Genomic DNA, 21,156 nt, shown 5'->3' with positions numbered 1-21,156 from the left:
TTCACGCCGCATCCGGCATTTGAGCATAGCGCCTGATGCGACGCTTGACGCGTCTTATCAGGCCTACAGATCTGGCGGTGCTCTGCATCCGGCAAACCATACTCACATCAACAACGAAAATTACCCTTCGTTCTCTGCCAGCTCGCGCAGATACTGGAAAATCTGGCGTGCGGATTTCGGCGGCTTATTCCCTTCTTTCTCTTTCTTCGCGTTGCGGATCAGAGTTCGCAGCTGCTGACGATCGGCATCTGGCCACAGATTCAATACTTCAGCGATGGCGTCATCCCCTTGATCGATCAGACGATCGCGCAGGTTTTCCAGTTTATGGAACAACACCACCTGCTGGTTGTGGCGGTTTTTCAGCTTATCCAGCGCCTGACGGATAGGCTCTACATCGCGTTGGCGCAGCATTTTACCAATGAGCTGCAACTGGCGGCGGCGACCTTCCATCTTAATACGCTGGGCTAACTCAATAGCCGCACGCAGATCCGCATCTAACGGGATCTTATCCAGCGCGTTTTTCCCCAGATCAACAATTTCTGCGCCCAGGCGTTTTAGCTCCTCGGCGTCACGTTTAATTTCACTTTTACTGACCCAGATAATTTCATCGTCTTCGTCTTCGATGTCATCACCGGGAACGTCGTCGAGCCAGTCTTCGGGCTGCTTAGTCATGTCAGGCTCCTTAAAAAAAAGAGGCTAATGTTACCAGTTAAGATGCGCACTGAAAAACGGTTCTCTGTTAGACTTCAGAGAAACTCTCTACATTATGGCACTTGCAATGAAAGTAATCTCTCAAGTTGAAGCGCAGCGCAAGATTCTGGAAGAAGCAGTTTCGACTGCGCTGGAGTTGGCCTCAGGCAAATCGGACGGTGCGGAAGTTGCCGTCAGCAAGACCACCGGCATTAGCGTTAGCACGCGCTATGGTGAAGTGGAGAATGTCGAATTCAATAGCGATGGCGCGCTGGGGATAACCGTTTATCACCAGAACCGCAAAGGTAGCGCATCATCCACCGATTTAAGCCCGCAGGCCATTGCCCGCACCGTACAGGCGGCGCTGGATATTGCGCGTTACACTTCGCCAGATCCGTATGCAGGCGTGGCAGACAAAGAACTGCTGGCTTTCGACGCGCCGGATCTTGACTTGTTCCACCCCGCAGAAGTTTCTCCGGACGAAGCCATTGAACTGGCGGCCCGTGCTGAACAGGCGGCATTACAGGCGGATAAACGCATTACCAATACCGAAGGCGGCAGTTTTAACAGCCACTACGGTGTCAAAGTTTTCGGTAATAGCCACGGTATGTTGCAAGGCTACTGCTCAACGCGTCATTCGCTCTCCAGTTGCGTGATTGCCGAAGAAAATGGCGATATGGAGCGTGATTATGCCTACACCATTGGCCGCGCGATGAGCGATCTACAAACGCCAGAGTGGGTCGGGGCCGACTGCGCTCGCCGTACTTTATCGCGCCTGTCACCGCGTAAACTCTCCACCATGAAAGCGCCGGTCATTTTTGCCAATGAAGTGGCAACCGGGCTTTTTGGGCATCTGGTTGGGGCGATAGCGGGTGGATCGGTTTACCGTAAATCCACCTTCCTGCTGGATTCGCTGGGTAAACAAATTCTGCCAGACTGGCTGACCATTGAAGAGCATCCGCATCTGCTGAAAGGGCTGGCGTCGACGCCATTCGACAGCGAAGGTGTGCGCACCGAGCGTCGCGATATTATTAAAGATGGCATCCTGACTCAGTGGCTGCTGACCAGCTACTCGGCGCGCAAACTTGGGCTGAAAAGCACCGGACATGCGGGCGGTATTCACAACTGGCGCATTGCCGGACAAGGTCTAAGCTTCGAGCAGATGCTCAAAGAGATGGGCACCGGGCTGGTGGTGACGGAATTGATGGGCCAGGGCGTGAGTGCAATTACCGGTGATTATTCCCGTGGTGCGGCGGGCTTCTGGGTAGAAAACGGCGAAATTCAGTATCCGGTTAGCGAAATCACCATCGCAGGTAATTTAAAAGATATGTGGCGCAATATTGTCACCGTCGGTAACGATATTGAAACACGCAGTAATATACAGTGTGGTTCTGTGCTGTTGCCGGAGATGAAAATCGCCGGACAGTAAAAAAACTGGCGCGACCTGCCGCGCTATAAACTAAAAAATTACACAAAATCATTCGCACTGCATCGAGACGGAAAGTGAATGAGGGCCGGGGAGCGTACTCGTAGTACGTGACTCGGGCGAATGAGCGTAGCCGTCGATGAGGCAGTGTGAAGGATGAAGTGTAAATAAAAAAGGAAGTGAGCAATGCGTAAAAGCCTGTTAGCTATTCTTGCAGTCTCCTCGTTGGTATTCAGTTCGGTGTCGTTTGCCGCTGAGCTGGAAGACAATATGGAAACCCTCAACGACAATTTAAAAGTGGTCGAAAAAGCGGATAACGCGGCGCAAGTCAAAGACGCGTTAACCAAAATGCGTGCCGCGGCGCTGGATGCGCAAAAAGCAACGCCGCCGAAGCTGGAAGGAAAATCGCCAGACAGCCCGGAAATGAAAGACTTCCGCCACGGTTTCGACATTCTGGTTGGCCAGATTGACGACGCGCTGAAGCTGGCTAATGAAGGTAAAGTAAAAGAAGCGCAGGCCGCCGCAGAGCAACTGAAAACGACCCGCAATTCATATCACAAGAAGTATCGTTAATTCCTCATTGGGCGGTGAAACGTCGCCGCCCAATGCTCTCCTCTCCCTTCGTAAAATCACCGCCAAATCTCTCTTCACTACGGCATATTTCTGCGTGTCGCCGCCATTTTTGCGAGGCGTTTTCCAGAAATGAATGTAATGCATATGTAATGCTATAATGCATTACACTTTTCATAATTACCGGAGGCATAATGGCCACACTTAACGTCCGCCTGGATGACAAACTGAAAAATGAGGCTTATGCGGTGCTGGAAAAATTAAATATCACGCCTACCGAAGCCGTACGGCTGCTGTTTCAGTACGTTGCGGAAAATGGGCGAATGCCGGTAAAAACGCTCACTGTCAGTGATAGTGAAGAAGCCTTGTTACGCACTGTCAGGGAACGACTGGCCAACCCACAAGAGGCCATTAAGGTCCGACTGGATGAACTATGAGCTGGCCTTTGATCCGCGAGCGCTGAAAGAGTGGCAAAAACTGGGCGTGACAGTCCGGGAACAATTTAAAAAAAGCTTGAGGATGTGCTGAAAAGGCCGCGCAATCCATCGGCTAAACTGCGGGATTTACCGGACTGCTACAAAATTAAGCTTCGCACTCTGGGATATCGCCTGGTTTATCAGGTTAACGATAAAGAGTTGCTCGTGTTGGTGATAGCTATTGGTAAGAGAGAGAACTCAGCCGTTTATGAAGATGCGGATAAACGGCTGGAAGAGTGATTAACGCAAATGGTGTACCACCTGGTTGCTGCTGCCGCGCCAGATCAGGGAAGGGTCTTTTAAATCCTGCATAAATTTGCCATCAACCAGCACGTTAATCAAATCAACAACCTGCATTTGTGCAGCGTTGAGTTCGTCGAGTTTATATCCTGTCCACACCCAGATGTCTTTACCCGGACATTCGGCACGGATGCGTTGTACCAGTTTCAGAATATCCGGCACGTTTTGCGGATGCAGCGGATCGCCGCCGGAGAGGGAAATGCCCTGGCGTTTGATGCGAGTGTCGTTCAGATCGTTGATGATCTGGTCTTCCATTTCTTTGGTAAATGGTTGACCGGAATTTACCCGCCAGGTGCTTTTGTTATAGCAACCGGGGCATTCATGAACACACCCGGAGACAAACAGGGTGCAACGAGTACCGGGGCCGTTGACGATGTCGACAGGATAGTATTGATGGAAGTTCATATTTCGCCTGGCTTATCAGTCCGCGTGTAGGCCGGATAAGGCGTTTACGCCGCATCCGGCAATCAACGCCGGATGCGACGCTTTCACATCACATCCGGCATTTGCTTAACGCAGCGTGGAGATCAACCGATCTGCCCATTTCCTAAATGTTTAACGCGGCGCTTAACTTCTTCCTGCTTGCCGGCGTTAAACGGACGCGCATCCGGACTACCTAAATATCCGCACACGCGGCGAGTTACCGACACACGGGAGGTGTCATGGTTACCACATTTCGGACAAGTGAAGCCTTTGCTGGTGCACTCAAACTCGCCGGTAAAGCCACATTCGTAGCATTCATCGATCGGCGTGTTGGTGCCGTAATACGGCACATGCTGATAGCTGTAATCCCAGACATCTTCCAGCGCCTTCAGGTTGTGCTGAATGTTTGGATACTCGCCGTAGCAAATGAAGCCGCCGTTCGCCAGCGGCGGGTAAGGCGCTTCAAAGTCGATCTTGTCGTACGGGTTCACCTTCTTCTCCACATCAAGGTGGAAACTGTTGGTGTAGTAACCTTTATCGGTCACGCCCGGCACCACGCCAAACTCGGCGGTATCGAGACGGCAGAAGCGGTCGCACAGGTTCTCACTCGGCGTACTGTAGAGACTGAAACCGTAGCCGGTTTCTTCTTTCCACTGATCCACCGCCTGACGCAGACGTTCAACAATCGCAATACCTTTCGCACGCAGCTGCTCGTTGTCGTAAACATGCTCGCCGCCGAACAGCGCGTTAATGGTTTCGTGGATACCGATGTAACCCAGCGAGATAGACGCTCGACCATTTTTGAAGATTTCAGACACGTCATCGTCTGCATTCAGACGTACGCCGCAGGCACCTTCCATATAGAGGATCGGCGCTACGCGCGCTTTCACGCCTTCCAGGCGGGCGATACGGGTCATCAGCGCCTTACGCGCCAGCACCAGACGTTCATCCAGCAGCTTCCAGAAGGTGGCTTCATCACCTTTCGCTTCCAGAGCAATGCGCGGCAGGTTCAGGCTGATCACGCCGAGGTTGTTACGACCATCGTGGATCTGCTCACCGTTTTCGTCTTCCCACACGCCGAGGAAGCTGCGGCAGCCCATCGGGGTTTTAAACGAACCGGTGACTTTCACTACCTGATCGTAGTTCAGGATATCCGGATACATGCGCTTGCTCGCGCACTCCAGCGCCAGTTGTTTGATGTCGTAGTTCGGATCGCCCACTTTATGGTTCAGGCCATCGCGAATTGCGAACACCAGTTTCGGGAACACGGCGGTTTTACGGTTTTTACCCAGGCCCGCGATACGGTTACGCAGGATAGATTCCTGAATCAGGCGCGATTCCCAGCTGGTACCCAGACCAAAGCCAAAGGTCACAAACGGCGTCTGACCGTTGGCGGTGTGCAGGGTATTTACTTCATATTCCAGCGACTGGAATGCGTCGTAGCACTCTTTGATGGTACGAGAGTTAGCGTAACCTTCGACGTCAGGAATGCTCCACTCTTCCGCAGTTTTACGGTGTTTGTTGTAGCTGGCGGTGACAAACGGCGCCAGAACTTCGTCGATACGGTTAATGGTGGTGCCACCATAAATATGGCTGGCGACCTGAGCAATAATCTGCGCAGTTACTGCGGTAGCTGTAGAGATCGACTTCGGCGGTTCAATCTCGGCATTCCCCATCTTAAAGCCTTGCGTCAGCATGCCTTTCAGGTCGATCAACATGCAGTTGAACATTGGGAAGAACGGCGAGTAATCGAGATCGTGGTAGTGGATATCACCACGTTCATGTGCTTGCACCACGTCACGCGGCAGCAGGTGCTGACGTGCATAGTGTTTCGCAACAATCCCGGCCAGCAGGTCACGCTGGGTCGGAATGACTTTACTGTCTTTATTCGCGTTTTCGTTGAGCAGCGAGGAATTAGTCTGCTCGACCAGACCACGGATCTCCTGGTTCAGACGACCGCGTTTTTCACGTTCAATGTCGCGATCGTGACGGTACTCAATATATGCACGGGCCAGTTGTTTGTATGGGCCAGACATCAGTTGGTTTTCAACAGCGGTCTGGATTTCGTTGATATCTACCTGGTTACGCCCCTGCATTTGCTCGCTGACGATAGCGGCAACAGTGGCACAATAATCTGCATCATCGACTTCCGCTGCTTTAGCTGCACGCAGAATAGCTTCTTTGATGCGCTCTGATTTAAACGGCACTTTGCAGCCGTCTCGTTTCATCACATGCGGTGTCATGATCGCTCCATATTTTTAAGAACAGGTTATCCACAGAAAGTTGGGAAGTGCGCCCCGGTTTATTCAGCTCTTGTTACGGGGATTTACTGCAATCCCAATTCGCTTTATCCACAATTGTGTCGGCTTCGTTGACGTGTATCTTGTTGCAAGTTTAGACGATGGATACAACATATTGGGTTGAGATGCATTTTAAAGTCTATATATAGTGCTTTGCATTAAGGATGTTTGCGTTTTTTTTGATTTAGCTCAAAGTAAAAAGCAGAGAGTACGGATGGCGGGCGCTAGAGCGATGTGTAAATTTTTTGATGATTTTCTGGTTATAAAATCAACAAAAACAATATACTACCCGGTAAGTCCCCGGAAATACTCGCTTTAGCATGGTCTGGAGAAGGATTATCTCTGAAACCACCAGACAGCCTCAAAAGACCGTAATGTTGTGGCACAGAGTTGTGGTGAGGTTTCTTCAAAGCTATACATCAGAAGCTGCCAGTAGTGTTCTGAACACTCTTTGGATAAATCTGGTAGAAGGTAACTCTCAGGAAAGGGCTGCTGTGATGACGATTTGTTGAGGTTCGCTGCGTCCGGTTACCTGTTCGATCAACTGGCTGGCAGCCTGACGTCCGGCTTCGGCGTAGCCTGGATCAACGGTGACGATCTCCGGATGGAGAAACTTCATTAACGGCGTATTACCGACGCTCGCCAGTTGTAGGGTGTCGATGTGTTGCTCTTGCAGGTACTTACATGCCCCGAGCGCCAGCGTGTCGGTTGCGCACAGCAACGCAGTGGTTTCTGGCGTAATCACTTTTGCCACGTTCTCGTAACCTTGCTTCATGGCCAGGCCGGGCAGGGCGGCGACGGGATGTAGTTTATGTGCTTTGCAAAATGCCAGATAAGCCTCATGACGCCGCTTACCAGTGGTAATGTCGCTGTGCGGTACGCCAAGATAACTAATATTGCGATGCCCCCGATCGTAGAGGCATTGCATCAGAATCTTAATCGCCCCTTCGTCGTCATAACAGACCGAAGCAAAACCTTTTGCGTCATGTGCCAGCAGTACCAGAGATGATTGCCAGTGAGCTAACATTTCTTCCGTTATGCCGGTAAAACCGAACAGCACCACTCCGTCAATATTGCGACGTTTCAGAACGCCTAAATGTTCAGTAACCAGCTGTGGCGAAAACTGGCTTTCCATCATGATCGGATCGTAACCCTGTTCATAGAATGCCGGCAGCATCGTCTGAACGGCGAGATTTTCTGATAACGAATCCAGACGGGTGACGATAATAGCAACCACTTTATCGCTTTGCCCACGCATAGCACGCGCGGATCGGGAAGGGGAAAATCTATGCTGATTCATCACTGCTTCCACGCGCTCGCGCGTGTGCTGACTCACGCCACTTTCGTTATTCAGCACTCGGGAAACCGTGGATTTCCCCACGCCGCTTAAGCGAGCAATGTCTTTGATGGTCAGCCGATTTTGCATCCTGTTGTCCCGTAATTTGCGTTTAATTATTTGAGCCTAACTTTACCCACGCATTCAGCAATGGGTAAAGTCTGGTTTATCGTTGGTTTAGTTGCTTGCAGATATTATATCGGCATAAATGCTACGAATATTATTGGATTCTCCTTATTATTTGCGGCGCTTTTTTCACTTACCGGAGGTTATATGGAACCTGATCCCACGCCTCTCCCTCGACGGAGATTAAAACTTTTCCGGTAAGCCTGTCTTTTCACGGCATTACCGGATGTGTAAGGCCGTGACGTTTTAACGTCCCAGCTCATGTTTATTACCTTCAGGTAAGGCTTTGCGACGCCTGAAGATATTTTCTGCACCATGCTTACAGGGTGCGGAGGGACTTCCTATGTTTAAAGAAATTTTTACCCGGCTCATTCGCCATTTACCTTCTCGTCTGGTCCATCGCGATCCGTTGCCTGGCGCGCAACAGACAGCGAATATTCCGATCCCGCCTTCCTTAAGCGCGCATTGCCTGAAAATGGCGGTGATGCCAGAAAAGGAATTATGGAAAACCTTCGGCACGCATCCAGAAGGGTTAAATCAGGCGGAAGTGGAATTAGCCCGCGAACAACACGGTGAAAATAAACTACCCGCGCAACAACCGTCGCCGTGGTGGGTACATTTGTGGGTCTGTTATCGCAACCCTTTTAATATTTTGCTCACGATCCTCGGCGGCATTTCTTACGCCACGGAAGATTTATTTGCCGCGGGCGTTATTGCGTTAATGGTCGCTATTTCTACGTTGCTGAACTTTATTCAGGAAGCGCGCTCCACCAAAGCAGCAGATGCTCTGAAAGCGATGGTCAGTAATACCGCGACGGTGCTGCGCGTAATTAACGACAAAGGCGAAAATGGCTGGCTGGAGATCCCGATCGACCAGCTGGTGCCTGGCGATATTATTAAATTGGCGGCGGGGGATATGATCCCGGCAGATTTACGTATTTTGCAGGCGCGGGATCTGTTCGTTGCTCAGGCGTCATTAACCGGTGAGTCTCTGCCCGTGGAAAAAGCCGCAACCACTCGCCAGCCAGAGCACAGCAATCCGCTGGAGTGCGATACCCTGTGTTTTATGGGCACCACCGTGGTGAGCGGTACGGCACAAGCAATGGTGATTGCCACAGGTGCCAACACCTGGTTTGGTCAACTGGCGGGGCGTGTCAGCGAGCAGGAAAGCGAGCCGAATGCTTTTCAGCAAGGGATCAGCCGCGTCAGTATGCTGCTGATTCGCTTTATGCTGGTGATGGCGCCCGTAGTGCTATTGATCAACGGTTACACCAAAGGCGACTGGTGGGAAGCTGCGCTATTCGCGCTTTCGGTAGCGGTGGGCTTAACGCCGGAAATGTTGCCGATGATTGTCACCTCGACGCTGGCGCGTGGTGCGGTAAAACTGTCGAAACAGAAAGTGATCGTCAAACATCTGGATGCGATTCAGAACTTTGGCGCAATGGATATTCTGTGCACTGATAAAACAGGCACCCTGACGCAAGATAAAATTGTGCTGGAGAATCATACCGATATCTCCGGTAAAACCAGTGAGCGCGTGCTGCATAGCGCGTGGTTGAACAGTCATTACCAGACCGGACTTAAAAACCTGCTTGATACGGCGGTGCTGGAAGGTATAGATGAAAAGTCAGCACGCTCGCTGGCCAGTCGTTGGCAGAAAGTGGATGAGATTCCGTTTGATTTTGAGCGTCGCCGGATGTCGGTGGTAGTGGCAGAAAATGCCGAACACCATCAACTGGTGTGCAAAGGCGCATTGCAGGAAATCCTCAATGTGTGTTCGCAGGTGCGTCACAATGGCGCGATTGTTCCGCTCGATGACACCATGCTGCGTAAGATTAAGCGGGTAACCGATACGCTGAATCGTCAGGGGCTGCGCGTGGTTGCGGTGGCGACGAAATACCTGCCAGCGCGTGAAGGAGATTACCAGCGGGCGGATGAATCCGACCTGATCCTCGAAGGGTATATCGCTTTCCTTGATCCGCCAAAAGAGACAACCGCTCCGGCACTGAAGGCATTAAAAGCGAGTGGAATTACCGTAAAAATCCTTACTGGCGACAGTGAGTTAGTGGCGGGGAAAGTGTGCCATGAAGTGGGACTAGATGCGGGAGAGGTGGTAATTGGTAGTGATATTGAAACGCTATCTGACGACGAACTGGCAAATCTCGCGCAGCGTACCACGTTGTTTGCCCGCCTGACGCCGATGCATAAAGAACGCATTGTGACCTTACTGAAGCGCGAAGGGCATGTGGTTGGCTTTATGGGCGATGGTATTAATGATGCGCCCGCCTTACGCGCTGCGGATATCGGCATTTCTGTAGACGGTGCGGTAGATATTGCCCGTGAAGCGGCTGATATCATTCTGCTGGAAAAAAGCCTGATGGTACTGGAAGAGGGGGTTATTGAGGGACGCCGAACTTTTGCCAACATGCTGAAATACATCAAAATGACAGCAAGTTCTAACTTCGGTAATGTGTTCAGCGTGCTGGTGGCGAGTGCTTTCTTGCCCTTCCTGCCAATGTTGCCATTGCACTTACTGATCCAGAACTTGCTGTACGATGTATCCCAGGTAGCGATCCCGTTTGATAACGTTGATGACGAGCAAATTCAAAAGCCGCAGCGTTGGAATCCGGCGGATCTTGGCCGCTTTATGATCTTCTTCGGACCGATCAGCTCGATCTTCGATATTCTGACGTTTTGCCTGATGTGGTGGGTATTCCATGCCAATACGCCGGAAACGCAAACGCTGTTCCAGTCGGGCTGGTTTGTGGTGGGATTACTGTCGCAAACGCTGGTTGTGCATATGATCCGCACCCGCCGTGTGCCGTTTATTCAGAGTTGTGCGTCGTGGCCATTAATGGCGATGACCGCGATCGTGATAGTCGTGGGGATCGCGTTGCCATTTTCACCGCTGGCTGGTTATCTGCAACTGCAGGCACTGCCGTTAAGTTACTTCCCGTGGCTGATTGCGATTCTGGCAGGGTATATGGTGTTAACGCAGTGGGTTAAAGGGGTTTATAGTCGTCGTTACGGCTGGCAGTAAGCCAGTGATAAGCCTGACCTGAAATATTCTTTCAGGTCAGTCACCTACGAAAAAATCCGCACAAAAAAATAGATTACTGCAAAAATAAAAAAACAAATAAACGTCCAGCTCAAATTATAAAGGGCGCTATAGCTTTTATTTACCGAACGAGAGAGATAGATGTCTTCTTTTTTAATGTGTCTGGAGGAGATGTTGCGATACAGGCGGATATAATAAACACAATAAAGTAATAAAGGCGGTATTACCCATCCACCTGTAGGTTTGCCAAATATAAGCGTGAGTATAATGGAGACAGCAAAGAAAAGCAGAAAGACGATTTGCGCTTTGGATTCTATTTTTTTTAATTCACTTCTTACGCCTTCTGCGTGCTGTTCTTGCCAGCGCCGCAGCGTACTAACACTAAATTGATAGTGTTCACATAATTCCTTATTAGGTGCACCCTTTTTTGACTGCTGTAAAATCTCAGCAATTTGTTCATCAGTGAAACGGGCTTTAGCCATCTTCAACCCTCCGTGGTTGAATCAGATAATCCAGGCGCGAAACCTGGATTATCTTTTTGAAAGAGATTAGCGACGAACAGCGATCGCTTCGATCTCAATCTTCACGTCTTTCGGCAGACGTGCAACTTCAACGCAAGAACGTGCCGGGAAGGTGGCATTGTGCTCGGTGAAGAACGCTTCGTAAGTGGCGTTTACGGTTGCGAAATCGTTCAAATCTTTCACAAACACGGTGGTTTTAACGATATCGCCCACTTTCAGACCTGCCGCTTCCACGATCGCTTTTACGTTATCCAGCGACTGACGCGCCTGTGCAGCGACGTCTGCCGGTACTTCGCCAGTTTTCGGGTTTACCGGGATCTGACCGGAAGTGATGATCATACTGCCCAGATCAACGCCCTGAACATACGGACCGATAGCTGCGGGTGCATTTTCCGTCGCGATAGTTTTGCTCATGATTTCTCCTTTATTACAGCGGTAAAAAGTCTGGCTCATTATAGGGAGCCTGACATTTATTACCAACCGCAATTAATTGGCCAGCACCACATTATGCGAAAACTCTTTTTCACAATATTTGCATTTGAGCGCAATATCATTGGCGCGTTTTCTCACGGCAAAGCTGGAAGAAACCGGTTCTGCATGGCTGATACAGTTGCTGTTCGGGCAGACCAGCACATTATCAATACGTTCCGGCAGGCTGGGGCGTGATTTGCCGACCACTTCATAGTTGTCGATACGGTTTACCGTGGCTTGCGGCGCATACAGTGCCAGTTGGTCTACTTGATCTTCATTTAAAAAGGTATTTTCGATTTTGATCAGATCCTTGCGGCCCATCTCGCCGGAAGGTAGGTTCAGACCGATGGTAATGCGCTGATCGGTTTCTGTTAACTTGAACAAGCTCAACAGCTTAAAACCGATCTGGGCGGGGATATGGTCAATTACCGTGCCGCGTTTAATAGCTTCAACCTGCAATTTATTATCGTGTGTCATCTCTATTTCCCCTTACAGTACCAGATCGCGATTCAGAACCAGTGCCAGTAACGCCTGGCGAGCGAAAATCCCATTGCCTGCTTGCTGGAAGTACCAGGCGTGCGGCGTTTTATCGACATCCGTCGCAATTTCATCAATACGCGGCAGCGGATGCAGCACTTTCATATTGGCTTTGGCGTTGTGGAGATCGCTGGCGCGCAGGACAAACTGCGCTTTTACGTTGGCGTATTCGGATGGGTCCAGACGCTCTTTTTGCACGCGAGTCATATACAGAATGTCCACTTCCGCCATCACTTCTTCAATGGAACTATGCAGACTCCAGGCGATACCTTTTTCATCGAGCATATCCAGAATGTACTGCGGCATTGCCAGCGCATCCGGGGCGATGAAGTAAAAACGGTTGCCGTCGAACTTCGCCAGCGCCTGGGTCAGGGAGTGAACGGTGCGACCATATTTCAGGTCGCCAACCATTGCGACGCGAAGATTGTCGAGACGTTCCTGGGTTTCCTGAATGGTGAACAGATCCAGCAAGGTTTGCGTCGGATGTTGGTTGGAGCCATCACCGGCATTCAGTACTGGTACATTGCCGGAAAATTCGGTGGCCAGGCGTGCCGCACCTTCCTGTGGATGGCGCATCACAATCGCATCGACGTAAGTGCTGATAACCGAGATGGTATCAGCCAGCGTTTCCCCTTTTTTTCCCAATGAGGTGTTTGCGCTGTCAGAGAATCCCACCACACTAGCGCCCAGGCGGTGCATCGAGGTTTCGAAAGAGAGGCGGGTGCGGGTTGATGCTTCGAAGAAGCAACTGGCAATCACTTTATGTTTCAACAGTTCTGGTTGCGGGTTCGCTTTCAGTTTCGCCGCTGTCGCCAGCACCAGATTAAGGTCATCGCGACTAAGGTCGTTTATGGAAATGATATGTTTCTGATATAGCGGATTAGCCATCTTTTATCTCCTGACGCCTGGGCAAAAAAAAGCCCCTCGATTGAGGGGCTGGGAATAGGTGAACAACGGGAAGAAAAACGGCAGGCCAGCGTCTTTTTTCAGACGCGGTAAGACAAAATGTCGAACACACTGAACCATACATCCTCCCGGCAAATTGTCCGGCATTATACTCAGCCAGAAAGTGGGATCAAGCGATTGATGCAAAAAATTACGCAGGTAAACGATTGTAGTGAATTTATATGCTTTAAAATTGAGTTTTTAACAATGCTTGTTTTTGTGGCAAGCGGGCAGGAAAACATGCTTTGGCGCAATCGGACAGCAAAAAATGCTGGTATGGCAGTAAGGAATTACGTATAACGAGAGAAATGAAACATTGTTTTAATTGAGGAATGAAAAAGATGATCATCGGAAATATTCATAATCTCCAGCCGTGGTTGCCAGAAGAGTTACGCCAGGCCATTGAACATATCAAAATGCACGTTACGGCAGAAACGCCAAAAGGTAAGCATGATATCGAAGGCAACCGTCTGTTTTATCTTATCTCTGAAGATATGACTGAGCCGTATGAAGCGCGTCGCGCGGAGTATCATGCCCGCTATCTCGACATCCAGATTGTGTTAAAAGGGCAGGAAGGAATGACTTTTAGCACACAGCCTGCGGGTACGCCGGATACGGACTGGTTAGCTGATAAAGACATCGCCTTTTTGCCTGAAGGTATTGAAGAGAAAACAGTTATCCTTAATGAAGGCGATTTTGTTGTGTTTTATCCGGGTGAAGTGCACAAACCGCTGTGCGCAGTGGGTGAGCCTGCTCAGGTTCGCAAAGCGGTTGTTAAGATGCTGATGGCTTAAGCGAGTACCTGCCGGTGGCGACGTGAAGCCGCCTCCGGTACTGAAATTATTTGGCAAGCGTCGCAACCATTACCGCTTTGATAGTATGCATACGGTTTTCCGCCTGATCAAAAACAATGCTGGCAGGAGATTCGAAAACCTCGTCCGTTACTTCCATCCCACCATGTAGGCCAAATTCTTCAGCCATCTTTTTGCCAAGCGTTGTTTGGTCATCATGAAACGCGGGCAGGCAGTGGAGGAATTTGACCTCCGGGTTACCAGTTAACTGCATCATCTTGCTATTCACCTGATAATCACGCAGCAATGCAATCCGTTCAGCCCATTTCTCTTTTGCTTCACCCATCGACACCCATACATCGGTATAGATAAAGTCAGCACCTTTAACGCCAGTCGCAACATCTTCTGTCAGGGTAATATTCCCGCCATTTTGTTGTGCCAGGGCGCGGCATTCGGTCACCAGCGAAGATTCCGGCCAGCATGCCTGTGGCGCCACCAGACGCAAATCCAGACCAGTAAGCGCCGCAGCTTCGAGCATCGAATTGCCCATGTTATTGCGGGCATCTCCGGCGTAGACCAGCGTCATCTCATTAAACGCTTTACCCGGTAAATGTTCTTGCATGGTCAGCAGATCTGCCAGCAGTTGCGTGGGGTGGAACTCATTGGTCAGCCCATTCCATACCGGGACGCCAGCGTATTCCGCCAGTGTTTCGACAATCTCCTGACCATAGCCACGATACTGAATACCGTCATACATGCGGCCAAGCACGCGGGCGGTATCTTTAATTGACTCTTTATGACCAATCTGGCTGCCGCTTGGGCCGAGATAAGTAACGCGAGCACCCTGGTCATATGCGGCAACTTCGAAAGAGCATCGGGTACGAGTCGAGTCTTTTTCGAAGATGAGCGCGATGTTTTTACCAGTGAGTCTGGCTTCTTCTTTACCGCTTTTTTTATCTGCTTTTAGTTTAGCGGCTAGCTGGAGCAAGGTGTTAAGTTCAGCTGGCGTGAAATCAAGTAATTTCAGGAAATGCTTATGATAAAACCCGGACATAGATCCCTCCTGTGGCTTACGCCATAATGAATTAAAATTCAATTTATATGTATGAATATTCATTTGCAAGCCTAAAGCATAAAACTTTGTCACAAAGGTGGAGGCAATGTCAGTGGTGTGTGACAATAAGAGTATCAGCAGGACATTAAGAGGAATAAGTCATGGCAAACCCGGAACAACTCGAAGAACAGCGTGAAGAAACACGTTTGATTATTGAAGAATTACTGGAAGATGGCAGCGATCCGGACGCGCTGTACACCATCGAACATCACCTTTCCGCAGACGATCTGGAAACCCTGGAAAAAGCAGCGGTTGAAGCGTTTAAACTCGGTTACGAAGTGACCGATCCGGAAGAGCTGGAAGTGGAAGATGGCGATATCGTAATTTGCTGTGACATCCTCAGCGAATGCGCGTTGAATGCCGATCTGATCGATGCCCAGGTTGAGCAATTGATGAACCTGGCAGAGAAATTCGACGTTGAATACGACGGTTGGGGGACTTATTTTGAAGATCCTAACGGCGAAGATGGCGACGATGAAGATTATGTCGACGAAGACGATGACGGTGTTCGCCATTAATTAATTGATTAAAATGCCCGATAGCACACACTAGCGGGCATTTTTTTAGAGTTCGCGCAACATCCGCACTTCACAATCAACATGGCCCGTGCAGCCAAGTGCATAGTCGATATGTTGAAAACCTAAATGTTCATACAAACCAATCGCTTCTTTCAAAAAAGCAGTCGTTTCCAGATAGCAGCGTTTGAAGCCCATTTCTCGTGCCTGCTCCATCGCCATTAAGGCCAGTTTTTTCGCCAGCCCTTTGCCGCGAATAGCAGGAAGAAAATACATTTTCTGCAGTTCGCAAATGTCCGATTCACTACCTGCTAATGGCGCAATCCCGCCGCCGCCCACCACTTCGCCATTGTGCTCAACTACCCAATAGGCATGACCGGGCTGACTATACACTTGATACAATTCGTCGAGATTGGGATCAGCGACGGTATAGCCTTTATCAGCGGTAAGACCGTACTCTGCGGACACCTGGCGGATGACGCTGGCGATGGCGGGATTATCGGCGGCGGTAAGTTTGCGCAAACGGAGCGCGGGGGAAACGACAACATTCATAGCATAGCTCAATTTCAAATGTATGATTTATAGCTCCCTTTAATACCACCCTCGCTTTGGTGGTGCAAGAAGAAGATAAATCAGAAAATATTAAGCATATATCGCTTAGATAAAGCGTATTCTAGATGGTCCAGTATCAATTGACTGGAATTATTATCTATATGAATGGAATTTATTTTAGGGATATAGTTCATGAATGGTGTAAACGTCGGGAAAGATAATCCTCGTCACGCATTTGTTTTTACAGGCAAGGGTGGTGAGTATTTTCTTATTTGTCTTGTGAATTTTTTACTGACAATTATTACTCTGGGAATATATGGGCCGTGGGCATTAGTGAAATGCCGTCGTTATATTTATCAGCATGTTACACTCAAGGGGCAACCATTTAGTTATAAGGGAACAGGTGGTGCCATTTTTGTTAGCATGTTACTTATTATGATCGTTTATTTTTTCAGTATTTCTTGTTTTGCAGGTCAACACTTTGTTCTTGCTTTTCTCCTGTTTGCTCTCTTGATCTGCGGTATTCCTTGCATGGCAGTGAAGAGTCTGCAGTATCAGGCGAACATGACCTCGCTGAATGGTATTCGCTTTGGCTTTAACTGCTCAATGCTCCGTGCATGGTGGGTTATGTTAGGTCTGCCTGTTCTGTTGGCATTAGCTTTTTGGCTCGTACTGTACCTTATTGCGCAAGTGACGACATCGATAGGTGGGTTATTCTTTAACTTAGTGGTCTTAAGTTTGCTTTCCGTCATCGGACTGGGTGTTATCAACGGTATTACCTATAGCAAGTGGATGCCATTACTGGGTAATAACGCGACTTTTGGTGTCCATCAATTTTCCATTAAGGTCAACGTAAAAGAATGCATTAAAGGTTGTATGCTCGCAATATTAACCATGGTTCCTTTCATCATTGTGATTGGTATTATGATTGCGCCAGTATTTCAGCAGTTAATGATGATGACCATGTTGGGTAGGTCTGATGCGGGCAGTGAGCTTGTATTACAATATTACCCGCAGATTACGGCTTCTTATTTCCTGTATTTTGTCGCGATCCTTGTGTTTGCCAGTTATCTCTATGTCACGTTACGCAATCTGTTTTTGAATAACCTGACGCTGGCAAATGGCACTATTCGTTTTCATTCATCTGTTACCGCGATCGGTATGCTTCTGCGCATGTTGGCGGTATTAATGGGGTCCTCAATTACCTGTGGTCTGGCTTATCCCTGGCTGAAAATGTGGATGGTTAGCTGGATTGCTAACAATACCCATGTCCAGGGCGACCTTGATTCGCTGGAGTTAACCAATGATGACAAACCGCAGGATAGCGGTCCGTTAATGTGGATATCTCGCGGTATTATGCCGTATGTTCCGTTTATCTAAATAAAAAGGCCGGAGCATGCTCCGGCCTTCGTTTTCTTCACTGTGTTGATTACAGCGCGGCGATAACAGCCTGCTGTTCAATCAGTTTCGCTTTCGCTTCCGCATAGCCTTCCAGCTTCTCACGCTCTTTCGCGATGACCGCTTCCGGTGCGCGCGCTACAAAGCCTTCGTTCGCCAGCTTGTTCTCGATGCGGCTGATTTCACCTTCAATCTTCGCCACTTCTTTCGCCAGACGCGCCAGCTCATCTTCTTTGTTAATGAGGCCAGCCATCGGGATCAGCAGCTCTGCACCGTCGACGATCTTCGTAACGGAAACCGGACCTTTGTCATCGGCTGGCAGCACGGTGATGCTTTCCAGACGCGCCAGCGTTTGCAGGAAGCCACGGTTTTCATTTACGCGACGTTCTGCATCCGCGCTGCAACCACGCAGCAGCAGCTCCAGCGGTTTGCCCGGGGCGATGTTCATTTCTGCACGGATGTTACGTACCGCCACGATCGCCTGCTTCAGCCACTCGGTGTCGGCCAGTGCGGCTTCATCGACCTGAGATGCATCGTACTGCGGGAACGGCTGCAGCATGATGGTGTCGGCAGTGATGCCGCAAAGTACTTTCACACGCTGCCAGATGGTTTCGGTGATGAACGGAATGATCGGATGCGCCAGGCGCAGCAGACCTTCCAGCACGGTCACCAGCGTATGGCGAGTACCGCGCAGTTCGGCTTCGGTGCCACCGTTCATTACCGGCTTAGTCAGCTCCAGATACCAGTCGCAGAACTGGTTCCAGGTGAATTCATACAGAATGCCTGCGGCGATATCGAAGCGGAAGCTGTCCAGCGCTTCGCGGTACGCTTTGATGGTCTGGTTGAACTCCGCCAGAATCCAGCGGTCCGCCAGTGACAGCGTCATTTCACCGCCGTTGAAGCCGCAATCCTGACCTTCTGTGTTCATCAGCACAAAGCGGCTGGCGTTCCACAGCTTGTTACAGAAGTTACGGTAGCCTTCCAGACGCTTCATATCCCAGTTGATGTCACGACCGGTAGAAGCCAGCGCCGCCAGGGTGAAGCGCAGCGCGTCAGTACCGTGCGGCTCAATGCCGTTCGGGAACTGCTTCTCGGTGCGCTTACGGATTTTGTCTGCCAGCTGCGGCTGCATCATATTGCCGGTACGTTTTTCCAGCAGTTCTGGCAGCGAAATACCGTCAACCATATCCAGTGGGTCAATAACGTTACCCTTGGATTTGGACATCTTCTGGCCTTCGTCATCACGAATCAGGCCGGTCATGTAAACGGTGTGGAACGGCACCTGCGGTTTGCCATTTTCATCTTTGATGAAGTGCATGGTCATCATGATCATGCGGGCAATCCAGAAGAAGATGATGTCGAAACCAGACACCATTACGCTGGTTGGGTGGAACTGACGCAGGGCGTCGGTGTTTTCCGGCCAGCCAAGGGTAGAGAATGTCCACAGCGCAGAAGAGAACCAGGTGTCGAGAACGTCTTCGTCCTGACGCAGAGCAACATCAGCACCGAGGTTATTTTCTTTACGCACTTCATCTTCGTTGCGGCCAACATAAACGTTACCCGCTTCGTCGTACCATGCCGGGATACGATGACCCCACCACAGCTGACGAGAGATACACCAGTCCTGAATATCGCGCATCCAGGAGAAGTACATGTTTTCGTACTGCTTCGGTACGAACTGAATGTCGCCGTTCTCAACCGCTTCAACCGCCGGTTTCGCCAGTACATCGGCACGCACGTACCACTGGTCGGTCAGCATCGGTTCGATAACTACGCCGCCACGGTCGCCGTAAGGAACGGTCAGGTCGTGCGGTTTAATTTCTTCCAGCAGGCCGAGCGCGTCAACCGCAGCAACGATGGCTTTACGTGCAGCAAAACGCTCCAGTTTCTGGAACTCCGCCGGGATCTCGCTGGAATAAACGTCAGATTCGTTACCTTTGGTATCGAACACTTGGGCGCTTTCACGGATATCGCCGTCAAAGGTCAGGATGTTGATCATCGGCAGGGCGTGACGTTTACCCACTTCATAGTCGTTAAAATCGTGCGCCGGAGTGATTTTCACGCAGCCGGTGCCTTTTTCCATGTCGGCATGTTCGTCGCCAACGATCGGAATACGACGGTTAACCAGCGGCAGAATGACATATTTGCCAATCAGATCTTTGTAACGCGGATCTTCCGGGTTAACGGCCACGCCGGTATCGCCCAGCAGGGTTTCCGGACGGGTAGTCGCAACCACCAGATAATCTTTACCGTCTGCGGTTTTCGCGCCGTCAGCCAGCGGATAGCGGATATGCCACATCGAACCTTTCGATTCGCGGTTTTCCACTTCCAGGTCAGAAATAGCGGTACGCAGTTTCGGGTCCCAGTTTACCAGGCGCTTGCCACGGTAAATCAGGTCTTCTTTATACAGACGAACGAAAACTTCTTTCACCGCATTGGACAGACCTTCGTCCATGGTGAAGCGTTCACGCTCCCAGTCGACGGAGTTGCCGAGACGGCGCATCTGGCGGGTAATGGTGCCGCCGGATTCCGCTTTCCATTCCCAGATTTTGTCGATGAAAGCTTCGCGGCCGTAGTCGTGACGGGTTTTACCTTCTTCTGCGGCAATCTTGCGCTCAACGACCATCTGGGTAGCGATCCCGGCGTGGTCAGTACCGACCTGCCACAGGGTGTTTTTGCCCTGCATGCGCTGATAGCGGATCATGGTATCCATGATGGTTTGCTGGAAGGCGTGACCCATATGCAAACTGCCGGTGACGTTCGGCGGCGGGATCATGATGCAGAAACTTTCCTGGCTTTCATCGCCATTAGGCTTAAAGTAGCCCTGCTTTTCCCAGTGCTCGTAAAGCGGCTGTTCGATATCTTGTGGGTTATATGTCTTTTCCATTATTTCCAGGTTGCCGTATTCAGGTTGAAACCAGCCACGCGGTAGGCTTTATAGCGTTCGCGCGCCAGTTGTTTCAGAGAATCTTCATAAGGGACGAAGTCTACCACTTCTGTGAAAGCGGTGGCAAAATCTGCAAAGCTTGTTCGCAGACTAATCAATATATCGCGCGGGCTGCTGCTACGCTTTTGCGGCCAGGCGATCTCCACCGGCGCACCGCCGCGCGGTCCTTCTCCCGCTAAATTATGCGGAACAAAGCTTTCTGCCGGACGCGCCCACAGGGCTTCATCCAGCCGGTAAGCCTGCTTTTCATCTTCACAGGCGATGAGCACGCGCTTACCACTGCGCCAACGTTCTGCGGCAATTTCACACACCAGCTGCTCAACGGCGCTTAAGCCATCGACGGTGGTGTCATTGTCCAGAAGGTAGAACGTTGCGTTTTTCATATATGGGGCTTCTTGTGGTGGATTTAAATATGCATTTGGTAATACACAGCATTGCCTGATGCGACGCTGCCGCGTCTTATCAGGCCTACAAGTTCAGTGCTGTGTGTAGGTCGGATAAGGCGTTCATGCCGCATCCGACAATAACAGCATTGCCTGATGCGACGCTGCCGCGTCTTATCAGGCCTACGAGTTCGGTGCTGTGTGTAGGTCGGATAAGGCGTTCACGCCGCATCCGACAATAACAGCATTACCTGATGCGACGCTGCCGCGTCTTATC

General features: G+C 50.3%; 21 protein-coding genes and 3 pseudogenes. 10 read left to right on the top strand and 14 right to left on the bottom strand.

Features of this window, described 5'->3' with window-relative positions:
• Positions 1-120: 120 nt before the first annotated feature.
• Positions 121-672, bottom strand: a complete 552-nt coding sequence (gene yjgA / locus FEK47_RS13740) for a ribosome biogenesis factor YjgA (RefSeq protein ID WP_000166270.1) — start codon at positions 670-672, stop codon at positions 121-123.
• A gap of 94 nt (positions 673-766) precedes the next feature.
• Between yjgA and pmbA the strand changes: the two genes are divergently transcribed.
• From pmbA to FEK47_RS13715, 4 genes and pseudogenes are all read left to right on the top strand, one after another.
• On the top strand, positions 767-2,119 hold the full coding sequence (pmbA, locus tag FEK47_RS13735; RefSeq protein ID WP_032230414.1) for a metalloprotease PmbA: 1,353 nt from the start codon (positions 767-769) through the stop codon (positions 2,117-2,119).
• Positions 2,120-2,302: 183 nt separating this feature from the next.
• Positions 2,303-2,689 carry a cytochrome b562 gene (cybC, locus tag FEK47_RS13730; RefSeq protein ID WP_130206066.1) on the top strand — a complete coding sequence of 129 codons (387 nt, stop codon included), beginning with the start codon at positions 2,303-2,305 and terminating at the stop codon, positions 2,687-2,689.
• 191 nt (positions 2,690-2,880) lie between these two features.
• Positions 2,881-3,123, top strand: coding sequence for a type II toxin-antitoxin system RelB/DinJ family antitoxin (locus FEK47_RS13720; protein WP_000212715.1), 243 nt, complete (start codon positions 2,881-2,883; stop codon positions 3,121-3,123).
• Positions 3,113-3,402 (top strand): annotated as a pseudogene (locus tag FEK47_RS13715) (type II toxin-antitoxin system RelE/ParE family toxin). The gene FEK47_RS13720 and the pseudogene FEK47_RS13715 overlap by 11 nt, the downstream one beginning before the upstream one ends.
• Here the strand turns inward: FEK47_RS13715 and nrdG are convergent.
• The 4 genes and pseudogenes from nrdG to treR all read right to left on the bottom strand — a co-directional run bounded on the left by nrdG (position 3,403) and on the right by treR (position 7,638).
• Positions 3,403-3,867: an anaerobic ribonucleoside-triphosphate reductase-activating protein gene (gene nrdG, locus FEK47_RS13710; RefSeq protein ID WP_064530204.1), complete on the bottom strand. Its 465-nt coding sequence runs from the start codon at positions 3,865-3,867 to the stop codon at positions 3,403-3,405. It abuts the pseudogene before it with no gap.
• Between the two features lie 122 nt (positions 3,868-3,989).
• Complete coding sequence (nrdD, locus tag FEK47_RS13705) at positions 3,990-6,128, bottom strand: anaerobic ribonucleoside-triphosphate reductase (protein ID WP_130206068.1); 2,139 nt, start codon at positions 6,126-6,128, stop codon at positions 3,990-3,992.
• A gap of 393 nt (positions 6,129-6,521) precedes the next feature.
• A pseudogene (locus FEK47_RS25445) lies at positions 6,522-6,617 on the bottom strand (hypothetical protein); the annotation flags it as partial.
• Positions 6,618-6,663: 46 nt separating this feature from the next.
• Positions 6,664-7,638 carry a trehalose operon repressor TreR gene (gene treR, locus FEK47_RS13700; RefSeq protein WP_276606550.1) on the bottom strand — a complete coding sequence of 325 codons (975 nt, stop codon included), beginning with the start codon at positions 7,636-7,638 and terminating at the stop codon, positions 6,664-6,666.
• A gap of 156 nt (positions 7,639-7,794) precedes the next feature.
• Here treR and mgtL point away from each other — a divergent pair, with 156 nt between their 5' ends.
• Positions 7,795-7,848, top strand: coding sequence for a mgtA regulatory leader peptide MgtL (gene mgtL, locus FEK47_RS13695; protein ID WP_001387276.1), 54 nt, complete (start codon positions 7,795-7,797; stop codon positions 7,846-7,848).
• A 142-nt stretch (positions 7,849-7,990) separates the two neighbouring features.
• Positions 7,991-10,687, top strand: a complete 2,697-nt coding sequence (gene mgtA, locus FEK47_RS13690) for a magnesium-translocating P-type ATPase (protein WP_135486739.1) — start codon at positions 7,991-7,993, stop codon at positions 10,685-10,687.
• 44 nt (positions 10,688-10,731) lie between these two features.
• Here mgtA and FEK47_RS13685 read toward each other — a convergent pair whose 3' ends face one another.
• From FEK47_RS13685 to pyrL, 5 genes are all read right to left on the bottom strand, one after another.
• Positions 10,732-11,187: a transposase gene (locus FEK47_RS13685; protein WP_135486738.1), complete on the bottom strand. Its 456-nt coding sequence runs from the start codon at positions 11,185-11,187 to the stop codon at positions 10,732-10,734.
• A gap of 66 nt (positions 11,188-11,253) precedes the next feature.
• Positions 11,254-11,640 carry an enamine/imine deaminase gene (locus tag FEK47_RS13680; protein WP_000047542.1) on the bottom strand — a complete coding sequence of 129 codons (387 nt, stop codon included), beginning with the start codon at positions 11,638-11,640 and terminating at the stop codon, positions 11,254-11,256.
• Between the two features lie 72 nt (positions 11,641-11,712).
• Positions 11,713-12,174 (bottom strand): aspartate carbamoyltransferase regulatory subunit, encoded by a 462-nt coding sequence (pyrI, locus tag FEK47_RS13675; RefSeq protein ID WP_097748119.1) that lies wholly within the window; start codon positions 12,172-12,174, stop codon positions 11,713-11,715.
• Between the two features lie 12 nt (positions 12,175-12,186).
• A complete protein-coding gene (gene pyrB, locus FEK47_RS13670) occupies positions 12,187-13,122 on the bottom strand; it encodes an aspartate carbamoyltransferase (RefSeq protein WP_135486737.1) in 936 nt (311 codons plus the stop codon).
• Between the two features lie 3 nt (positions 13,123-13,125).
• Positions 13,126-13,260 carry a pyr operon leader peptide gene (gene pyrL / locus FEK47_RS13665; protein ID WP_032341226.1) on the bottom strand — a complete coding sequence of 45 codons (135 nt, stop codon included), beginning with the start codon at positions 13,258-13,260 and terminating at the stop codon, positions 13,126-13,128.
• Between pyrL and FEK47_RS25440 the strand changes: the two are divergent.
• Positions 13,240-13,323: pseudogene (locus FEK47_RS25440) on the top strand (hypothetical protein); the annotation flags it as partial. The gene pyrL and the pseudogene FEK47_RS25440 overlap by 21 nt on opposite strands.
• A 197-nt stretch (positions 13,324-13,520) precedes the next feature.
• A complete protein-coding gene (gene tabA / locus FEK47_RS13655) occupies positions 13,521-13,973 on the top strand; it encodes a toxin-antitoxin biofilm protein TabA (RefSeq protein ID WP_130216649.1) in 453 nt (150 codons plus the stop codon).
• 46 nt (positions 13,974-14,019) lie between these two features.
• Here tabA and argF read toward each other — a convergent pair whose 3' ends face one another.
• The gene (argF, locus tag FEK47_RS13650) at positions 14,020-15,024 is read right to left on the bottom strand and encodes an ornithine carbamoyltransferase (RefSeq protein ID WP_130257925.1); all 1,005 of its coding nucleotides are present in this window, start codon (positions 15,022-15,024) and stop codon (positions 14,020-14,022) included.
• 161 nt (positions 15,025-15,185) lie between these two features.
• Here argF and rraB point away from each other — a divergent pair, with 161 nt between their 5' ends.
• Complete coding sequence (rraB, locus tag FEK47_RS13645; RefSeq protein ID WP_000002947.1) at positions 15,186-15,602, top strand: ribonuclease E inhibitor RraB; 417 nt, start codon at positions 15,186-15,188, stop codon at positions 15,600-15,602.
• Positions 15,603-15,647: 45 nt separating this feature from the next.
• Here rraB and FEK47_RS13640 read toward each other — a convergent pair whose 3' ends face one another.
• Positions 15,648-16,151 (bottom strand): GNAT family N-acetyltransferase, encoded by a 504-nt coding sequence (locus FEK47_RS13640; RefSeq protein ID WP_130206082.1) that lies wholly within the window; start codon positions 16,149-16,151, stop codon positions 15,648-15,650.
• Between the two features lie 192 nt (positions 16,152-16,343).
• Between FEK47_RS13640 and FEK47_RS13635 the strand changes: the two genes are divergently transcribed.
• Positions 16,344-17,531 carry a DUF898 family protein gene (locus tag FEK47_RS13635; RefSeq protein WP_130216645.1) on the top strand — a complete coding sequence of 396 codons (1,188 nt, stop codon included), beginning with the start codon at positions 16,344-16,346 and terminating at the stop codon, positions 17,529-17,531.
• Between the two features lie 49 nt (positions 17,532-17,580).
• Here FEK47_RS13635 and valS read toward each other — a convergent pair whose 3' ends face one another.
• Both valS and holC read right to left on the bottom strand, forming a co-directional pair.
• Complete coding sequence (gene valS, locus FEK47_RS13630; protein ID WP_130259542.1) at positions 17,581-20,436, bottom strand: valine--tRNA ligase; 2,856 nt, start codon at positions 20,434-20,436, stop codon at positions 17,581-17,583.
• The gene (holC, locus tag FEK47_RS13625; protein WP_000786399.1) at positions 20,436-20,879 is read right to left on the bottom strand and encodes a DNA polymerase III subunit chi; all 444 of its coding nucleotides are present in this window, start codon (positions 20,877-20,879) and stop codon (positions 20,436-20,438) included. The genes valS and holC overlap by 1 nt, the downstream gene beginning before the upstream one ends.
• Positions 20,880-21,156 lie beyond the last annotated feature (277 nt).

The sequence above is a fragment of the Escherichia sp. E3659 genome (assembly GCF_005781135.1).
Lineage (GTDB): Bacteria > Pseudomonadota > Gammaproteobacteria > Enterobacterales > Enterobacteriaceae > Escherichia.
Note: the sequence above shows the minus strand (reverse complement) of the source record. Positions and strands in the feature narration are given on the sequence as shown.